Below are 15425 nucleotides of genomic sequence, written 5' to 3'. Positions count from 1 at the left end.
TTATAACATGTTTATTAATCATTTTTCCTTTTTAAACACCACTGTCTTTGTAATCCTTATAAGACAAAAGATGCGATTGCAACACCTACTCAAATGTCAGGTTATTCTAATTAGGATTTCGTATTAAATGATATAATTTATTAAAGGTAGCTATTTTAGGAGGGAAAGTATGAAAAAGATTTTTGTTTTTATCGGAACATTACTATTTATTCTTTCAGGATGCCAATCAAATGAGATAATTCAAAGCAATGAACCATCTAACAACACAAGACAAGACAATATCCCTAAATATGTTCAATCGTCAGAGGATATAGTAGATATGCATGGAGACATTACAAACATAGATAAGTTCTTAACATTTCTAGAAAACGTGAACCTAGGTGTGAAAGATAAAGTTAGAGTTGTAAGGTATACAGAAGAAGGAGACCCAATGTTGCATGACCTTGAGCATGATGGTGAAATAATCCTTTCAACGACAGATACAAGAAGAGATACTTTTGGCTCTGGTAGCATAAACACAGCAACTTGCAAATCAATCGAGATTAAAGATGGTGAAAGAAGAACTGATTACGATTTAACAGGTTGCGACCAAACCAATAGAGATAATAGCATTTTGGTAATTTGGAAGTAAAAAATCTAGTAAAAAGGCATTGTTATTGTAACAATGCCTTTTTTATTGCTAAATATAGTGTTAATTATTTGTTATTAATATGCTTCTAATGCTACATCCTCACCAACAATTAAAGTAGGTTCGGTTGAGTTGATGATGTCTTCAACAGTATAACCTTTTGCTACTTCTACAAGCTTTAGTCCATCAGGAGTGATGTCTATTACGGCGCGGTCAGTAATGATGCGGTCGACAACACCTTTTCCTGTTAACGGAAGCGTGCACTCTTTTAAGATTTTCGCTTCTCCGTCTTTGTTCACATGATCCATAATGACGATGATTCTATTTGCACCGTGAACAAGGTCCATGGCACCGCCCATACCTTTAATCATCTTCCCTGGGATCATCCAGTTTGCTAGATCACCGCTCTCACTTACTTCCATTCCACCAAGGATTGCTATGTTAACATGTCCGCCGCGAATCATGGCAAATGATTCTGCACTGTCAAAATAAGCAGCACCTGGTATAGCAGTTACTGTTTCTTTTCCAGCGTTTATTAAGTCAGGATCCACATCGTTTTTACTTGGATAAGGTCCGATTCCAAGAAGTCCATTTTCCGATTGCAATACAACTTGTTTATTGTCGGATATGTAGTTTGCCACAAGTGTAGGCATTCCGATTCCAAGGTTTACGTAAAAACCACTTTCGATTTCTTTTTCAGCACGTCTCGCTATTTTTTCACGAGTAAGAAATTTTTCGTTTGCCAATGTGTTCTCCTCCTCGCTTAGTCTCTTACTGTTAATCTTTCAATCTTCTTCTCTTGTGCTCCTACGATTAATCGTTGCACATAAATACTCGGAGTTTGTACTTCGTTCGGATCGATGTCACCGATTTCTACTAATTCTTCTACTTCGGCAATCGTCACTTTACCAGCAGCAGCAATCATCGGGTTAAAGTTTCGAGCTGTTTTGTTGTACACTAAGTTCCCCATTTTGTCCGCTTTTGTAGCACGAACTAAACTGAAATCAGCCGTATAAGCTTCTTCTAGTACATACTCTTTTCCGTTGAAAGTGCGAATTTCTTTCCCTTCTGCAATTGGAGTTCCTACTCCAGCAGGTGTATAGAAAGCAGGAATGCCTGCACCACCAGCACGGATTTTTTCAGCAAGTGTTCCTTGTGGTGTTAATTCTACTTCGAGTTCACCTGATAAAACTTGACGCTCAAACTCTTTGTTTTCTCCAACATATGAACCGATCATTTTCTTGATTTGTCTATTTTTCAGCAGTAACCCTAGTCCCCACTCGTCCACACCGCAGTTGTTTGAGATAACTGTTAAATCTTTTACTTCTGTTTCAACAAGAGCTAAGATCAAGTTTTCTGGAATACCACATAGGCCGAATCCACCTACCATAATGGTTGCACCATCTTGAATATCTTTTACCGCTTCTACAAAAGAAGAATAAACTGGCTTCATCCTGTAGTCCCCTTTCTCTATTACCTAAAGTTTTCAATTATAGTAGCGACACCTTGTCCGCCACCGATACAAAGTGTTGCAAGACCTTGATTTACTTCTCTACGCTTCATTTCGTGAATAAGTGTTACTAATATTCTAGTTCCACTTGCACCGATTGGGTGACCTAGAGCGATGGCACCACCGTTTACATTTAACAATTCTTTATCAAATGAAAGTTCTCTTCCAACTGCTAGTGCTTGAGCAGCAAATGCTTCATTTGCTTCTACCAAACCAATATTGTCAAGTGTTGTATTTGCTTTCTTTAAAGCTTTTTGCACAGCGGATACTGGTCCTATCCCCATGATACTTGGGTCTACTCCTGCGCTTGCATTAGCAACTACTGTTACAAGTGGTGTAATACCAAGTTCTTCTGCTTTCTTTCTGCTCATAACAACAACAGCTGCTGCTCCGTCGTTAATACCAGAAGCGTTTCCAGCTGTAACGGAACCGTCACGTTTAAAGGCTGGACGTAATCCACCTAATTTTTCTGCTGTCGTGCCACTTCTAGGATATTCATCTTGATCAAATGAAATGATTTCTTTTTTCTTTTTAATGCTTACTGGCACAATCTCATCTTGGAATTTGCCGTCTTGAATGGCCTTTTCTGCTTTTTGTTGGCTCCATGCTGCAAATTCATCTTGCTCTTCTCTCGTTAATTGATAATTTTCACATAAGTTTTCTGCCGTTTGTCCCATGTGGTAATCATTGAATGCACACCACAATCCGTCACTAACCATGCTATCGACCATTTTTTGATCGCCCATTTTATATCCATCACGAGCGCCTTTTAGTAAGTAAGGAGCTTGAGACATGTTTTCCATTCCACCAGCAACTACAATATCAGCATCTCCTGCTATTATAGCTTGTGTTGCAAGATGAACTGCTTTTAAACCAGATCCACATACCTTATTTATTGTCATAGAGCTAACTTCTTGAGGTAAACCAGCTTTTATCGCCGCTTGGCGTGCAGGGTTTTGCCCTAGACCAGCTTGTAATACATTCCCCATAATAACTTCGTCTACCATATCTGGGCTTACCCCAGCTCGATTTAATGCTTCTTTAATAACCGTTGCTCCGAGTTCTGGGGCTGATACATCTTTTAGTGAACCCCCAAAACTTCCTATTGCTGTTCTGACAGCGCTTACAATAACTACATCTTTTGTTGACAATGAATCCATCTCCCTTCCCTTAAAATATTTCTTTATTCTTGTCGAAATTCCTTTTTTATTTAAAAAGTTTCTATTATTCTTGCAATTATTATACATGTATTACTAGAATAAAAGAAAATGATATGCTGGGGGAATTTTTATGAACTTGCCTAAAGAAGTAACGATTATTGAAGTCGGCCCACGTGATGGATTGCAAAATATAAAAGATTTTATTGAAACTGAAGTGAAAATTAACTTCATTCAAGGTTTAAAATCTGCTGGGTTACGTGAAATGGAGCTAACTTCTTTCGTTTCACCAAAATGGGTGCCACAAATGGCCGATGCAAATTCTGTCATTTCCGCTACACTTGGAGGGACTGTACGCGATTTTGTGCTTGTTCCCAATAAAAAGGGAATTGAAAAATTGTATGAAACAGATTGTAAAAACGCAGCTGTTTTTGTCGGAGTGAGTGACTCTTTTAATAAAAAAAATATTAATAAAACGACGGAGGAAAGCTTATTAGAGTTAACTCCACATATTGAAGAGTTAAAAGCAAAAGGTTATTTTGTGCGTGCATGTATTTCGACTGCTTTTTACTGTCCATATGAGGGGAAAATGAACGTAGATGATGTAGTTGCATTATGTAAACGATTTGAGGCAATTGGTGTGGATGAGCTAAGTGTGGCTGATACGATTGGAATGGCTAATCCGAAAGAAGTGTTCGAGCTTTTTTCTATCTTAAAGAAGGAATTAAGTTCCGTCATGGTAACCGCACATTTTCATGATACTCGTGGAATGGGGGTTGCCAATGTATTTGCTGCACTTCAAGCTGGAGTGGATCGTTTTGACACATCAGCTGGAGGGCTAGGCGGCTGTCCATTTGCGCCAGGTGCTTCTGGGAATGTCGCGACAGAGGATGTTGTGTATATGCTAAGTGCTTTAGGGATTGAAACAGGCGTTAGTTTAGATGATGTAGTAGCAGCTTTGGAGAGTTTGGAACCTCATTTGAGTAAGAAATATGAAAGTAAGTATTATAAGCTTGCCGAGTTAAATGCTGCGCAAAATGCATAAAAGTTAGTCTCTCTTGTCACATTAACTGTAGTATGTGAAAGGGAGTTGATTGAAATGGCGGCAAAACATCGAGCTACTAAAGGGCAAAAAGGACAACCAAATTCAGAAAAGGTGAAACAAGTTGTTTCGGCAGAAGAGGTTGAACGTGCTTCACACCCGACGAAACGACAAAATTCAGAGCAGTAATCAATTAGGCCACAGATTTTTCTGTGGTTTTTTATATTTTTTGTCGTGCGTTATATTTGTTGTCTATGTGGTCCGTGATTTTCTTTTACAAAAAGCTAATATAGTTCCTAATTTGTCTATGAGGACCATCTTCATCTTTCTATTGCTAAAGTGGTCCTCATCTAATCTATGATTCCAGATTAATCCCACTGGACAACATTCAGTAAATAAAACAATTTCAATGCCCCTCTTTAAACTGTATAAAATAATGGTAAAATATAGATAAAAATAGCTGGAGTGAATCTAAATGAAACTTAAGCGACTTTTCATTATTTTAGGGACTATCATTTCCTACATCTTAATTATTGGCCTCTTTTTCACGAACAAAGTAATGTACATTAAACGGAAGACGAATGAAGAAATCATTGAGAGGGAAACAACGCTTGGGCATTACAATGAACAAGAGTATGCGAAACTTCCGAAAAAACCTCTCACCATCCCTTCTCCATTCGGTTATGACATTTATGGAGAGCTCATACCAGTGGAAGGATCAAAGAAATATATGATTTTTTGCCACGGAGTTACCCAAAATACATTAAATTCGATAAAGTACATGAACATTTTCCTAAAACGTGGATGGAATGCCATTATTTATGACCACCGTAGACACGGAAAAAGTGGTGGTAAGACGACGAGTTATGGCTTTTATGAAAAGCATGACCTAAAAGCAGTTGTGAATAGAGTGAAAGAAATCGCTGGTCCAGACAGTATCATTGGAATTCACGGAGAATCGATGGGTGCGGCAACATTACTACTTTATGCAGGCGATTTAGAAGATGGAGCTGACTTTTACATCGCCGATTGTCCTTTTTCAGACCTAGAAGAGCAACTTGCATACAGACTCCAAGTTGAATTTAAAGTTCCGAAACCGTTAGTCATGCCAATTGCTACTTCTTTCTTAAGATTAAGGGACAAATATTCGTTAAAAGACGTTTCTCCTATTTCCGTTATTGAAAATATAAACAATCCGATTTTGTTTATTCATAGTGAGACAGATGATTATATTCCGGTTTTGATGACACAACAACTTTTCGAAAAGAAGAAAGGAGCTAAAAAGTTATACCTAGCTAAAAATGGGCTTCATGCGATGAGCTATTCGGAAAATCGGGAAGAATACGAAAAAACGATTGAAGAATTTTTAGAGGAAAACAACTTCCATTAACTTGGGTGCCCTGTCAGGCATCCTTTTTTTGTACTTGGCTGTTTGCTTTTAATTTTAATCTTAAGTGGATTGGAGCGAAAGGAACGGCCAAAATTCATATTCAAAACAACAAAATTTTATAGAAGAGCTTGCACATTTTTTTCTCTCCAATAGAGATACTATTAATAGATTAGGGGGTACTCTAAATGGAAAACGAAACGGTAAAAGAATTAAATGAGTTTTTAAAAGGCGAATTTATGGGAATTCATGCGTATGAACAATATATTGAAAATGCAGAAGATGCGTCTGTGAAAAAAACACTTCAAGCCATTCAGCAAAGCCATAAGAAACATGCAATGACCGTTGCCGAACGAATTCAAAACCTTGGAGGGAAAGCGGTGGACGATGTTGGTTTCACTGGTTCTATTCAAGAAGGAATCTCATCATTAAAAGGTTTTCCTAAAAACAAGATTGACTTAATAAAAGGTGCCATGAAAGGAGAAGAGTTAGGTTCGGAAATGATGGAAAAGTTCGTTCGTGGTGATTTAGATGAAGTAAGCAAAAGTATGATTCAAACCATTTTGGATGAGCACGAACGTCATCGAAAATTATTAGCTGAACATTTGGAGGATTAACCATTTAGGCTATTCCTCTTTTCATATAAATTTAACTCTCCAACTAATTTTCATATTTATTTAATTGTTTTAATACATACTCTTATAAAAAAAGGAAAGTTTATGTATAAACAAGGAATTTTGGCCGAGCATTATTAAGCAATGGAGGTTTACAAGTGGAAACAACTAATCACCATGTACCTTTAACTTCATCTGAAATTTGGAACCTTTGGACATAATATATGAACGATTCGTTAGCTCACTGTATTCACCCGTATGAAATAACATTAATTTGTCAGATAACTTAACAAAAGCAAAACAGGCTTATATTGACTCTAATCCTGTTTTACTTTTTTCTCCCCTCGGTAATATCATCAAAAGGAGTATAGTTATTGGAAGGCAACTTCCTTTTCTTTTTCACTTTCCAAAATGAATATAGTAAAACGATCACAATGACTGTCGGAAACAGAATAGCGATTAACTCCATCTTTCTCCACCCTCTCTAACTACTTATTTAATTTAAAACTATATATATTATATTCCCCATTATCAGATGAATACATTATGATATTCTTATCTTCAGGAATACCGTAGAAATAAGCTCCTATAGCACCTGTTGTACATCTATGGCCAGATAATAAGATATTCATTTCTCTATCACCATGTTTTTCCTTCAACTCGCTCATAAAATGAAACACTCTTTGAACAAAGGCTTGAGGATCTTCTACTCCTTCATAAACGTTTGAATCTGGAATAGCTCCCGCCCATTTTACTTCTTGCGTTTTTAGTGTGTTTGCTTCTCCTAAATCAAAAACATCTAATCTATCATCAATAATCGCATTTAACCCAGTTGCTATTTCTGCTGTTTGAATGGCTCTTTCTTGAGGCGAAGAGTATACATAATCGAATGTTATGTCTTTTAATTTTTCTTTTAAATTATTTGCTTGGAATAATCCTTCTTCATTTAAGGGCATACCTTGTCTACCTTGTAATTTTTTTTCTTTGTTCAGGTCTGTTTGGCCATGTCTTATACAGTAAATTATCTTCCTCACTCCAATCTAGCACTTTTATGCTTCTATCCTTGAATCGGAATTAATATCTCTACAATCTCCTGGATGAAAGAAAACAACTACAATCAAAAATGGTTTGAATCTTCTTTTCCGATAGAGATTTTTTAACTCAAAGATTTTTCCATATCCCTTTTCGATTGATTTATTTGTACAAGTTACTTTTGCTTTCACTAACGGTACTCTAAAACCTATCATTTCCTTCTAGGATATGTTCTAAGTCCGAAACTTCTAAACAAGCAAAATATGTAGCTATGATATCATTACACATATAAAGACTGAACAAGATTTATTTATCTACTGCATTCTTTACTAGATCTCTCTTTTTTTCAAGCTCTTGTTGCACTTTTATTGCTGCATTTGGAAAAGAAGATGGAATGTTAGCCGTAATGCTTTTGCCAACTAACAAAAATTCTTTTTCAATAATCTCTCATTCTAACATACTTTTCTTTTACTATCATTCATTCTACTCACCTAAAATTTAGAAAATTTAGTTATTTTATTCTACCATATTTTTACCATAACAGATAACCACCCTAGTAAAAATAGTAATATTACTCATTGAGATTGATTTCTAGATGTTCAAACTCATCAAAATGTTTATCCGAAGCAAAACTAATTTGATAGATTTTGTCCTTCTCTACCCAATAGCTATAAATAACATCAGGTTCACTTTCAAAAACAACACTAATATAGTATGGATTTAAATGTTTATAGCCATCTTCACGATGTGGAACGGTTGAGATAGCCCAGCTTTCGTCAGGATAGCGTTCCTCTAAATATTGTATAAGTAGGTCTACTTTTTTGTCTATTTGTGTGTCAATCCAAATGGGCCTTGCAAAGTAAAAAACAACATAAGCTACAAGTACAATAACTGCTAAGAGCCAGCCGAATTTTTTCATTTTTCCTTTTAAAAACAAAGTGGCAATTATTATAATTGAAATAACTACCACTACTGAAATAATTTCTATAATTTCTGTAGGATGCAACCTTCCTCCCCCTAACATTATGGTGGTTATAGCGCATGTGCTTTTTTTTCATCCACCACTTTACTTGCTTTCACCATTTTTAATTGCGCGACAATAATAATACTTATGACAATTAACAAAAACCATGAACTGATTTTACCGATATGTACGAGTTCCCATTGATCACTTTGGTTTGGATAACGATATCCATCAAAGAGCGTTGAAATATTTTCTGCCACCCAAATGAAAAAACCTATTAAAAAATAAGATAAGATGATAGGCATTTTTAGGCGGCGGTTGTCTACCGTAAAGTTAACATACGTTTTATAAAACACTACAAATAACGCACCCATCAGAACCCAGCGAACATCATATACGTAATGGTGTGTGAAAAAATTACCGTATATGAATAGGGCTAAAGGGATCGTCATCCATGAAGAAGGCCAGTGAACAAACTCTAAATCTAGTCTTCTCCAAGATTGCATAATGTAACTTGCCACACTTGCATACATAAACCCACTATATAATGGGACATCTAACACTTTAAAATAAGCCACCTCAGGATACACCCACGAACCCATATGCACTTTATATATTTCTAATACAAGTCCGATGATATGAAACAAGGTAATCGCCTTTAATTCATCTTTCGTTTCTAAACCGTACTTCACCATTAAAAACTGGGCTACAATACATACGAGCAAAATAAAATCGTATCTAGGTAGATAAGGTATTTGTACTTTTAAAGAAACAGCCATCGCCATAAAAACAACGACTGGAAAGATACATGCTAAACTTTGTTGATAGGCAAAGATTAATAGTCCTCTAATTAGTTTCATTACATAACTCCTTGTTTACGTTTCATTTGCCCTGTTTTCTACAATGCTTTTCATATTTTCAGTTCCAAAAGCCCCTGGATTTAACACATTCGACTTTAACCAATAGCTAATTCGGAAAGAGGAGCCATCATTTAAATGTACTCGAAGAAAAACCATCTCTTCGTCATGGATTATACTTTTATAAATTTCACTAAATCCTACATGCTTTAGCTGTAAGTATTCTTCAATAAATGAATTTTTTTCTTCTTCTGTAAAATCTAATAGATGTTTACCATCATACGTACTTTCCATGCTTAATTTTGCTACCTTGTTTTCAATATCAAATAACTCCGATATCGTTTTTGCTTTTTTATTTTCACTTACTTGATATACTTTATCTCCTGCAATGATACGGAAATTCGACTTATACCCAACCATCTCGTAAACTGGAGTTCCTATCCTTAAAAAAGCAGCATGGCCATTTTTAGATCGGTGATTGGAACAGGCCTCATCCGCTAATTTAAATGTTACTTCGCCAATTTTTTTTCCTTTTTCGAAATCTTTGAAATGACGTAGTTCATCATCTTCGCCGTAATACATCACATCATTAATCATCACAAAATCTACCCAATCAATTTCTCCATCTGGACACTTGGATTTTATTACCTTTTCTCCATCAGGTTCTGTCGTGATCTGTTTAGGTGATGAGCATGCGGCTAAAGTAGCAATAACTAGTAAGATTATCGCCTTGTGTATGTAAGATTTCATAAATGAATCCACCCCCATAACTATAGACGACAGAAACAATCATAAGTTTCAAAATATTTCTAGTTTTTATACTCGAGGCTGGGCATTCCCCATTCTACACATAGACCAATTAAAAGATGTTTGTTGAATTTCATCACTTATATTCCATAAGTTATCTGTGACTCTTACTTCAACATTACGTTCAAATAATGCTTCAAATAAATCCGTTACCACTACCTTATCAACTGGTTCCACCGGTTTTTCACTTACATAATATCCTGCATTTTCGTCCTGAAGATAAAAAGGAGTTGAGTCGAATTCATATAAATATAGCTTTGTATTTTTCATGATAGAAAACCAATTATGTTCTATTATTACTACATGCTCTACTGAATCAGAAGATATGTATTTTTTCTTATCTTCAATCGTTGTGTTTTCGTTGCAATAATAAGTAACACGTGGACAGTCCCTTGGTGTGAGAAAATTAGGTAGACATTGCTCATTGATAGCCCATACTAGATCTTTTGATCCGACTATATCTTTCCTTGTTGGAATACGCGGGTGAAAAATCTTAATATTATCTTCTTCGCTAACGTGGAATAATTTCATTATTAACCTCTTTTCAAACTTCCATTTTATGCTATAATTATTTTATCATAATTTTCAGTAATTATATTTTATCATAAAGGTGGTCGTCACATGTTTGTCAGCAAACTTCTATTAATGATAGGTATAATAATTGGACTCATTTACCTTTTTAATCTCTTGCTAAGTAAACTGCTCAGGATGGGACGCAGAAAAATATTCTTTTCATACGTTTATGTAAGTCCGTTACATAGAAAAATAGATTGGATTGTTCGCATAATTATGGGATGTACGATGTTTTATTTCATTGTTAAAATGTCCATAAATGAGTCAATCCTGTTTCATAACGTGTTACTAATTATTGCACTTTTAGCAGTTATTCCCGATATTGTCCGTTGCATATTCGAATGGACACATAAGCAGCGTAAAGACGCCGTTATTACTATAAGTAACTGCGGACTTTTCTTCTTAATCGTATTTGTCGTTTTACAATTTGAGATTTATAAGTTTTTTGTATAATACAAAAGGGCATTTCCGACAATAAAAATCAGTTGTTCCTTATATAAGTATAAATTTACATTTATGTAGTACACGCATATAGGTTTTCAACTACGTCTATTTCGGTTATAATAGAAATAATTAAATGCATATACTAAAAAAGACCAAAAGGTGTTCAGAACACCAATTGGTCGATACAATAGTTGATACCCATTCATGGGTGATCAGCAAAAATACGTGAAATAATCCACCCTATCTTGCTGGCAGGCTCAAGGGTGGATTATCTTTTGTGTTTAAAAGATATGATGGACACTACTAAACCTGCGAATGAAATCATCAACACAAGCGTTTGAAATGTTGTCATCATAAGCATCACCCCCTTTCAAAATGGGGTAATGCTGACCACCCTTAAGTTTACCTACTATTGTGACTTTATTTTAGCATGAAACGAAACGTTCGTTCTAATTATTTATAATATTTAAATAGTTTTGCCTATTTTTTTGTTTAACGGTGAGTATTTAGACATGCTTTACTATTAATTTTAAGGCTCTTTTCGCATATTTTGTTGTTTATAATTTAATTTATCAATAGAATGTTATCCGTTCCTTTACGCTACAGGCACTGGCTTTCCGCGGGGAGCGACGTGAGCCTCCTCGGCGTTCCGCCTGTGGGGTCTCACGCTTCGCTCTACTTCCCGCAGGAGTCCAGTGCCTTCCGCTCCAATCCACTCTAGTTTTCAAATACATAAAAAGCAACAATCTTTATGAAAAGAGCCATTTTATTAGAAAGTATCAATAATCCAAATGGCAAGAAGGTAAAGTGAAGTTGAAGTACCTGCAATCACCAATGTGAGAATTACTTTTTTATTAAAGTCTTTTTTCCGAGTTTTAATAGCTTGAAAAAGTCCACTAAAAACTAAAGAATCAACTGCTTTTCCTTTTCTGTTAGTTGTTGAGATTTCTTTCTTTCTTCTCTTTCCATTTTAATCTCCCCTTAAAAAGAGGTCACCCTCTTTAGTCACTAAAATATTCCATTATTTAATATTTATTTCGACATGGATTTTTTTAATCCTTGCAATAGAAAGTTAAACAAAAAATGCAGTCGAAAAGTACGACTGCATTTTAGTAAGCATTAATAAGTTATCATGTTCCACAAAATGTTTGATAAGATGAATCGGCATCAGGTGGTATAGAGCAATATTTTTCTTTTTTGGTTGTATGTTCATATGGCTTTGATAATTCAGCTAACAGTTTTTCCATTACTGAAAAATCTCCTTGTTCAGATGCTGCTTCAAGTGCTTCTTCCACAAGGTGGTTACGCGGAATAACAGATGGATTGCTGTTTTGCATAAGTTCGTGGGTGGATTCTTTTGATTGTCCTTGTCTATCAAGTCTCTCTTGCCATTTGTTTCTCCAATTAGAGAAGTCTTCAGATTGGAACATTTTAATCTCATCCATTTTTTCAAATGTAAGTGCAATAAAAGTGTTAGTGAAATCCGCTTCATATTTTTTCATCAATGAAAGAAGTTCCGTAATTAATACTTCATCATTCTCTTCTTCGTTCATAATACCTAGTTTAGCTCTCATTCCTGATAGCCAGTAGTGTTTAAAAATCTCTGTAAATTGGGATATTTCTTCCTGCGCAATTTTTACCCCTTCTTCCACATTTTCATGTAAAATTGGCAATAACGTTTCAGCAAATCGTGCCATATTCCAAGCTCCGATGTAAGGCTGATTACCATACGCATAGCGACCTTGTGTATCAATAGAGCTAAATACAGTATCCGGATTATACGTATTCATAAATGCACACGGACCATAATCGATCGTTTCACCACATATTGTGACATTGTCTGTATTCATGACTCCGTGAATGAAGCCGACACATTGCCATTTTGCTATTAGGGATGCTTGAAGGTGCATTACTTTTCGAAGCAAGGAAAGATAACGATCTTTGTTTTCTCTAAGCTCTGGGAAATGACGTTCGATCGTATAGTCTGCTAACTTCTCTAAGTTTTCAACTCCACCAAATTTAGCTGCATACTGAAAAGTGCCGACACGAATATGACTTGAAGCTACACGGGTTAATATAGCCCCAGGTAATTCCGTTTCTCTATAGACTGGCTCTCCAGTAGTGACAACGGCAAGACTACGAGTTGTTGGAATACCGAGGGCATACATAGCTTCACTAATAATGTATTCTCTAATCATTGGACCGATTGCAGCTCGGCCATCGCCTCCTCGTGAGTAATGGGTTCTACCTGGTCCTTTCAGTTGGATATCATACCTTTCGCCCTTTGGAGTTATCTGCTCTCCCAGGAGGATTGCCCGACCATCTCCGAGCATATTAAAATATCCGAACTGATGCCCACCGTATGCTTGAGCAAGTGGTTCCGCCCCTTCTGGTAATGCGTTTCCAGCTAATATCTCTACCCCTTGTTTACTTTGAAGGGGTTCGGATTGTAACCCTAAAGATGTAACTAAAGGTGAATTGAAAATGACCATTTGTGGCACTTGAACTGGTGTTGGCTTTACTCTTGAAAAAAACGTTTCGGGAAGTCGGGAATAACTATTATCAAAATTCCATCCAATTTGATTTGTCATGTCAGAATCCTTTCTATTCATGTATTAAATTCGTCAAAATTATGTATGTAGGTATTATACCCTTCCAAAACAAATTGACGCACACATATAGACTCGCGAATCCAATTACTCCCAGGTGCCAGGCACCACCCGAAAAATATTGTTTCACAAAATGTTTCACAGGTTTGTTTTTATAAAATCTTTCATTTCTGTGTGCTTAAGTTTGTTTAGTAGGTCTTCTCTGACAAACCATTTACATTAGTTTATTTCGTCGTCGTTAGGGATTAGTATTGGATCTTCCCCTGTGTACTCTACAAGAAAAATAGTTGTTAGTTGTCTTTCGTATCCTAATTGATATTGCACTTTTTTTGGGAATATAAACTCTAATTTGTTACTGTACTGCTTAAAGATTTTATACTCTTCACTACCTGTTTCTTCCTTTAGTTCTCTTAGCAAAGCAGCTTCAAGTGATTCATCCTCTTTTTTCACTCCACCCTTCGGAATATCCCATTCACTTTTCATCTTTACTTTCACACCAGCATCTTCTCCGTATTTTACTTTCTCAACGAGCAAATATTCATTCTTTCGATTTTTTATAAGTGCACCTACAGCTATTCTAATCAAGTTGAATCTCCTTTCGAACTGCTTTCATATAATGAAAGGCTCAGTTACAGTAACTGAGCCTTCTTTATAGTGCTTTTATTATTCTATCGAATCTTCGCAGAATTTTCACGATCTATGTAATGTACTATAAACTCTCTATACTCAGAAGTAAGTTTCTCTGGTAAATTGTCCATACCGAAATACTGCATTCTTTCTGATTCTGTATAATCAATCTTTATGTCTCCACTTGCATTGCTAGTATAATAAACTGCTGTAACCGAGTATAATTCGTCACCATTTGAAACTTTCAAGTAATATTGAGAACCAGAATATACATTCAGTAACTTTAGATTTTCGACCACCAACCCGGTTTCTTCAAAGACTTCCCTTTTTGCTACTTCTTCAAAGCTTTCTCCCAAATCCATTAAGCCACCAGGTAACCCCCAATTTCCATCGTGTCTTTTTTGCAGTAACACTTCACTTTTTTCATTTAATATAATCACAACAGAACCAGGTAAAATAATTGGTTTTTGCCCTACGTACTGCCTCAAATACTTATAGTATTCCATTTACATTTCCCCCTTTTTAAACCCCAGGTGCCAGGCACCACCCGAAAAATCTTGTTTCACAAAATGTTTCACACAGGTTGAGATTCTATAGTTGTATGTACCAGTACACAACTACCCTTCAAGTAGTTCCATATAATAGAGTTCTTCCCCTTTATAATAAACGAACAGCATACCACCATCTTTTTCGTCAAGAGCATAAATCTTTGTCCCTTTTGGTAGTTTGGTTGCACTAAAATCAGTAAATAATAAGCTGCTGTTAGACTGTTTTTGGATTTCACCTACATAGTAATCTTTGGAAAATGAGATTTTTTCCTTGCGATCTTCAAACCACTCTAGATTTGTCACATTGCTAAAAACTCTGCTGTCATATTGAATAATGTCCGCATTTTTGTTTTGTTTCAATACGTCTCTGGCAGTCACTTTCCCACCATCAGCCCTTCCACAACTAGATAGCATGAATAGAGTTATAGTCGCTAACAACACTGCATTTAACAATTTATTCATCATTTTCCCCTCCTTCCATCCTACTTTATATGACAATAATTAATAAACCTATTGTTCTATAATTCATTGTGTCTACTCCGGATGATTCAAAAACCAATTAAAGTTCTTTTTTGTTTTCTGTAAATTGAAAATACTCATAAAGATATCCTTATTTTAACATATAT

The 15425-nt window shown here is 35.7% G+C and carries 21 protein-coding genes; 6 read left to right on the top strand and 15 right to left on the bottom strand.

The genetic code is table 11. From position 1 onward, the window contains the following. Positions 1–169 precede the first annotated feature (169 nt). Entirely contained in the window at positions 170–631 is a 462-nt protein-coding gene (locus CDZ92_RS03605) for a DUF4362 domain-containing protein (protein ID WP_096153612.1), read from the top strand. 74 nt (positions 632–705) lie between these two features. On the opposite strand, the gene CDZ92_RS03600 is transcribed toward CDZ92_RS03605, so the two are convergent. Genes CDZ92_RS03600 through CDZ92_RS03590 form a run of 3 tightly spaced genes read right to left on the bottom strand, consistent with a single transcriptional unit; the run spans position 706 to position 3289 of the window. Then, entirely contained in the window at positions 706–1374 is a 669-nt protein-coding gene (locus CDZ92_RS03600) for a CoA transferase subunit B (RefSeq protein WP_096153610.1), read from the bottom strand. A 17-nt stretch (positions 1375–1391) separates the two neighbouring features. Further along, a complete protein-coding gene (locus CDZ92_RS03595; protein WP_096153608.1) occupies positions 1392–2081 on the bottom strand; it encodes a CoA transferase subunit A in 690 nt (229 codons plus the stop codon). Between the two features lie 20 nt (positions 2082–2101). Next, on the bottom strand, positions 2102–3289 hold the full coding sequence (locus tag CDZ92_RS03590; RefSeq protein WP_096153607.1) for an acetyl-CoA C-acetyltransferase: 1188 nt from the start codon (positions 3287–3289) through the stop codon (positions 2102–2104). A 139-nt stretch (positions 3290–3428) separates the two neighbouring features. Between CDZ92_RS03590 and CDZ92_RS03585 the strand changes: the two genes are divergently transcribed. From CDZ92_RS03585 to CDZ92_RS03575, 4 genes are all read left to right on the top strand, one after another. Beyond that, entirely contained in the window at positions 3429–4340 is a 912-nt protein-coding gene (locus CDZ92_RS03585) for a hydroxymethylglutaryl-CoA lyase (protein ID WP_176483702.1), read from the top strand. A 54-nt stretch (positions 4341–4394) separates the two neighbouring features. After that, positions 4395–4526 carry a hypothetical protein gene (locus CDZ92_RS20205; RefSeq protein WP_255249773.1) on the top strand — a complete coding sequence of 44 codons (132 nt, stop codon included), beginning with the start codon at positions 4395–4397 and terminating at the stop codon, positions 4524–4526. Between the two features lie 286 nt (positions 4527–4812). After that, the gene (locus tag CDZ92_RS03580) at positions 4813–5727 is read left to right on the top strand and encodes an alpha/beta hydrolase (RefSeq protein WP_096153603.1); all 915 of its coding nucleotides are present in this window, start codon (positions 4813–4815) and stop codon (positions 5725–5727) included. A gap of 185 nt (positions 5728–5912) precedes the next feature. Beyond that, entirely contained in the window at positions 5913–6341 is a 429-nt protein-coding gene (locus CDZ92_RS03575) for a ferritin-like domain-containing protein (protein WP_096153602.1), read from the top strand. Positions 6342–6666: 325 nt separating this feature from the next. Here CDZ92_RS03575 and CDZ92_RS19835 read toward each other — a convergent pair whose 3' ends face one another. From CDZ92_RS19835 to CDZ92_RS03550, 7 genes are all read right to left on the bottom strand, one after another. Further along, positions 6667–6807 (bottom strand): hypothetical protein, encoded by a 141-nt coding sequence (locus tag CDZ92_RS19835; RefSeq protein ID WP_176483701.1) that lies wholly within the window; start codon positions 6805–6807, stop codon positions 6667–6669. Positions 6808–6826: 19 nt separating this feature from the next. After that, positions 6827–7363: a histidine phosphatase family protein gene (locus tag CDZ92_RS03570; protein ID WP_096156898.1), complete on the bottom strand. Its 537-nt coding sequence runs from the start codon at positions 7361–7363 to the stop codon at positions 6827–6829. Between the two features lie 24 nt (positions 7364–7387). Then, positions 7388–7585: a hypothetical protein gene (locus tag CDZ92_RS19560; protein WP_141395194.1), complete on the bottom strand. Its 198-nt coding sequence runs from the start codon at positions 7583–7585 to the stop codon at positions 7388–7390. A gap of 356 nt (positions 7586–7941) precedes the next feature. Next, positions 7942–8376: a hypothetical protein gene (locus CDZ92_RS03565; protein ID WP_096153600.1), complete on the bottom strand. Its 435-nt coding sequence runs from the start codon at positions 8374–8376 to the stop codon at positions 7942–7944. 26 nt (positions 8377–8402) lie between these two features. Continuing rightward, entirely contained in the window at positions 8403–9194 is a 792-nt protein-coding gene (locus CDZ92_RS03560; protein WP_096153598.1) for a DUF817 domain-containing protein, read from the bottom strand. 15 nt (positions 9195–9209) lie between these two features. Further along, complete coding sequence (locus CDZ92_RS03555; RefSeq protein ID WP_096153596.1) at positions 9210–9941, bottom strand: hypothetical protein; 732 nt, start codon at positions 9939–9941, stop codon at positions 9210–9212. A gap of 66 nt (positions 9942–10007) precedes the next feature. Then, positions 10008–10529: a DUF6886 family protein gene (locus tag CDZ92_RS03550; protein ID WP_096153594.1), complete on the bottom strand. Its 522-nt coding sequence runs from the start codon at positions 10527–10529 to the stop codon at positions 10008–10010. Positions 10530–10619: 90 nt separating this feature from the next. On the opposite strand from CDZ92_RS03550, the gene CDZ92_RS03545 reads away from it, so the two are divergent. Beyond that, complete coding sequence (locus CDZ92_RS03545) at positions 10620–11024, top strand: DUF4181 domain-containing protein (protein WP_096153592.1); 405 nt, start codon at positions 10620–10622, stop codon at positions 11022–11024. A gap of 259 nt (positions 11025–11283) precedes the next feature. Here the strand turns inward: CDZ92_RS03545 and CDZ92_RS20445 are convergent, their stop codons facing one another. The 5 genes from CDZ92_RS20445 to CDZ92_RS03525 all read right to left on the bottom strand — a co-directional run bounded on the left by CDZ92_RS20445 (position 11284) and on the right by CDZ92_RS03525 (position 15264). Beyond that, the gene (locus tag CDZ92_RS20445) at positions 11284–11367 is read right to left on the bottom strand and encodes a putative holin-like toxin (RefSeq protein ID WP_227521574.1); all 84 of its coding nucleotides are present in this window, start codon (positions 11365–11367) and stop codon (positions 11284–11286) included. 778 nt (positions 11368–12145) lie between these two features. Beyond that, a complete protein-coding gene (locus tag CDZ92_RS03540) occupies positions 12146–13606 on the bottom strand; it encodes a protein adenylyltransferase SelO (protein ID WP_096153591.1) in 1461 nt (486 codons plus the stop codon). Between the two features lie 237 nt (positions 13607–13843). Continuing rightward, positions 13844–14209 carry an NUDIX hydrolase gene (locus CDZ92_RS03535; RefSeq protein ID WP_096153589.1) on the bottom strand — a complete coding sequence of 122 codons (366 nt, stop codon included), beginning with the start codon at positions 14207–14209 and terminating at the stop codon, positions 13844–13846. 83 nt (positions 14210–14292) lie between these two features. Further along, positions 14293–14757: an NUDIX hydrolase gene (locus CDZ92_RS03530; RefSeq protein ID WP_096153587.1), complete on the bottom strand. Its 465-nt coding sequence runs from the start codon at positions 14755–14757 to the stop codon at positions 14293–14295. A gap of 111 nt (positions 14758–14868) precedes the next feature. Then, entirely contained in the window at positions 14869–15264 is a 396-nt protein-coding gene (locus CDZ92_RS03525; protein ID WP_141395193.1) for a hypothetical protein, read from the bottom strand. Between the last annotated feature and the right edge of the window lie 161 nt (positions 15265–15425).

This window comes from Bacillus sp. FJAT-45066 (genome assembly GCF_002335755.1).
GTDB lineage: Bacteria > Bacillota > Bacilli > Bacillales > Bacillaceae_I > Bacillus_CD > Bacillus_CD alkalisoli.
The sequence above is the reverse complement of the archived record's forward strand: the minus strand, read 5'-3'. Positions and strand labels throughout refer to the sequence as shown.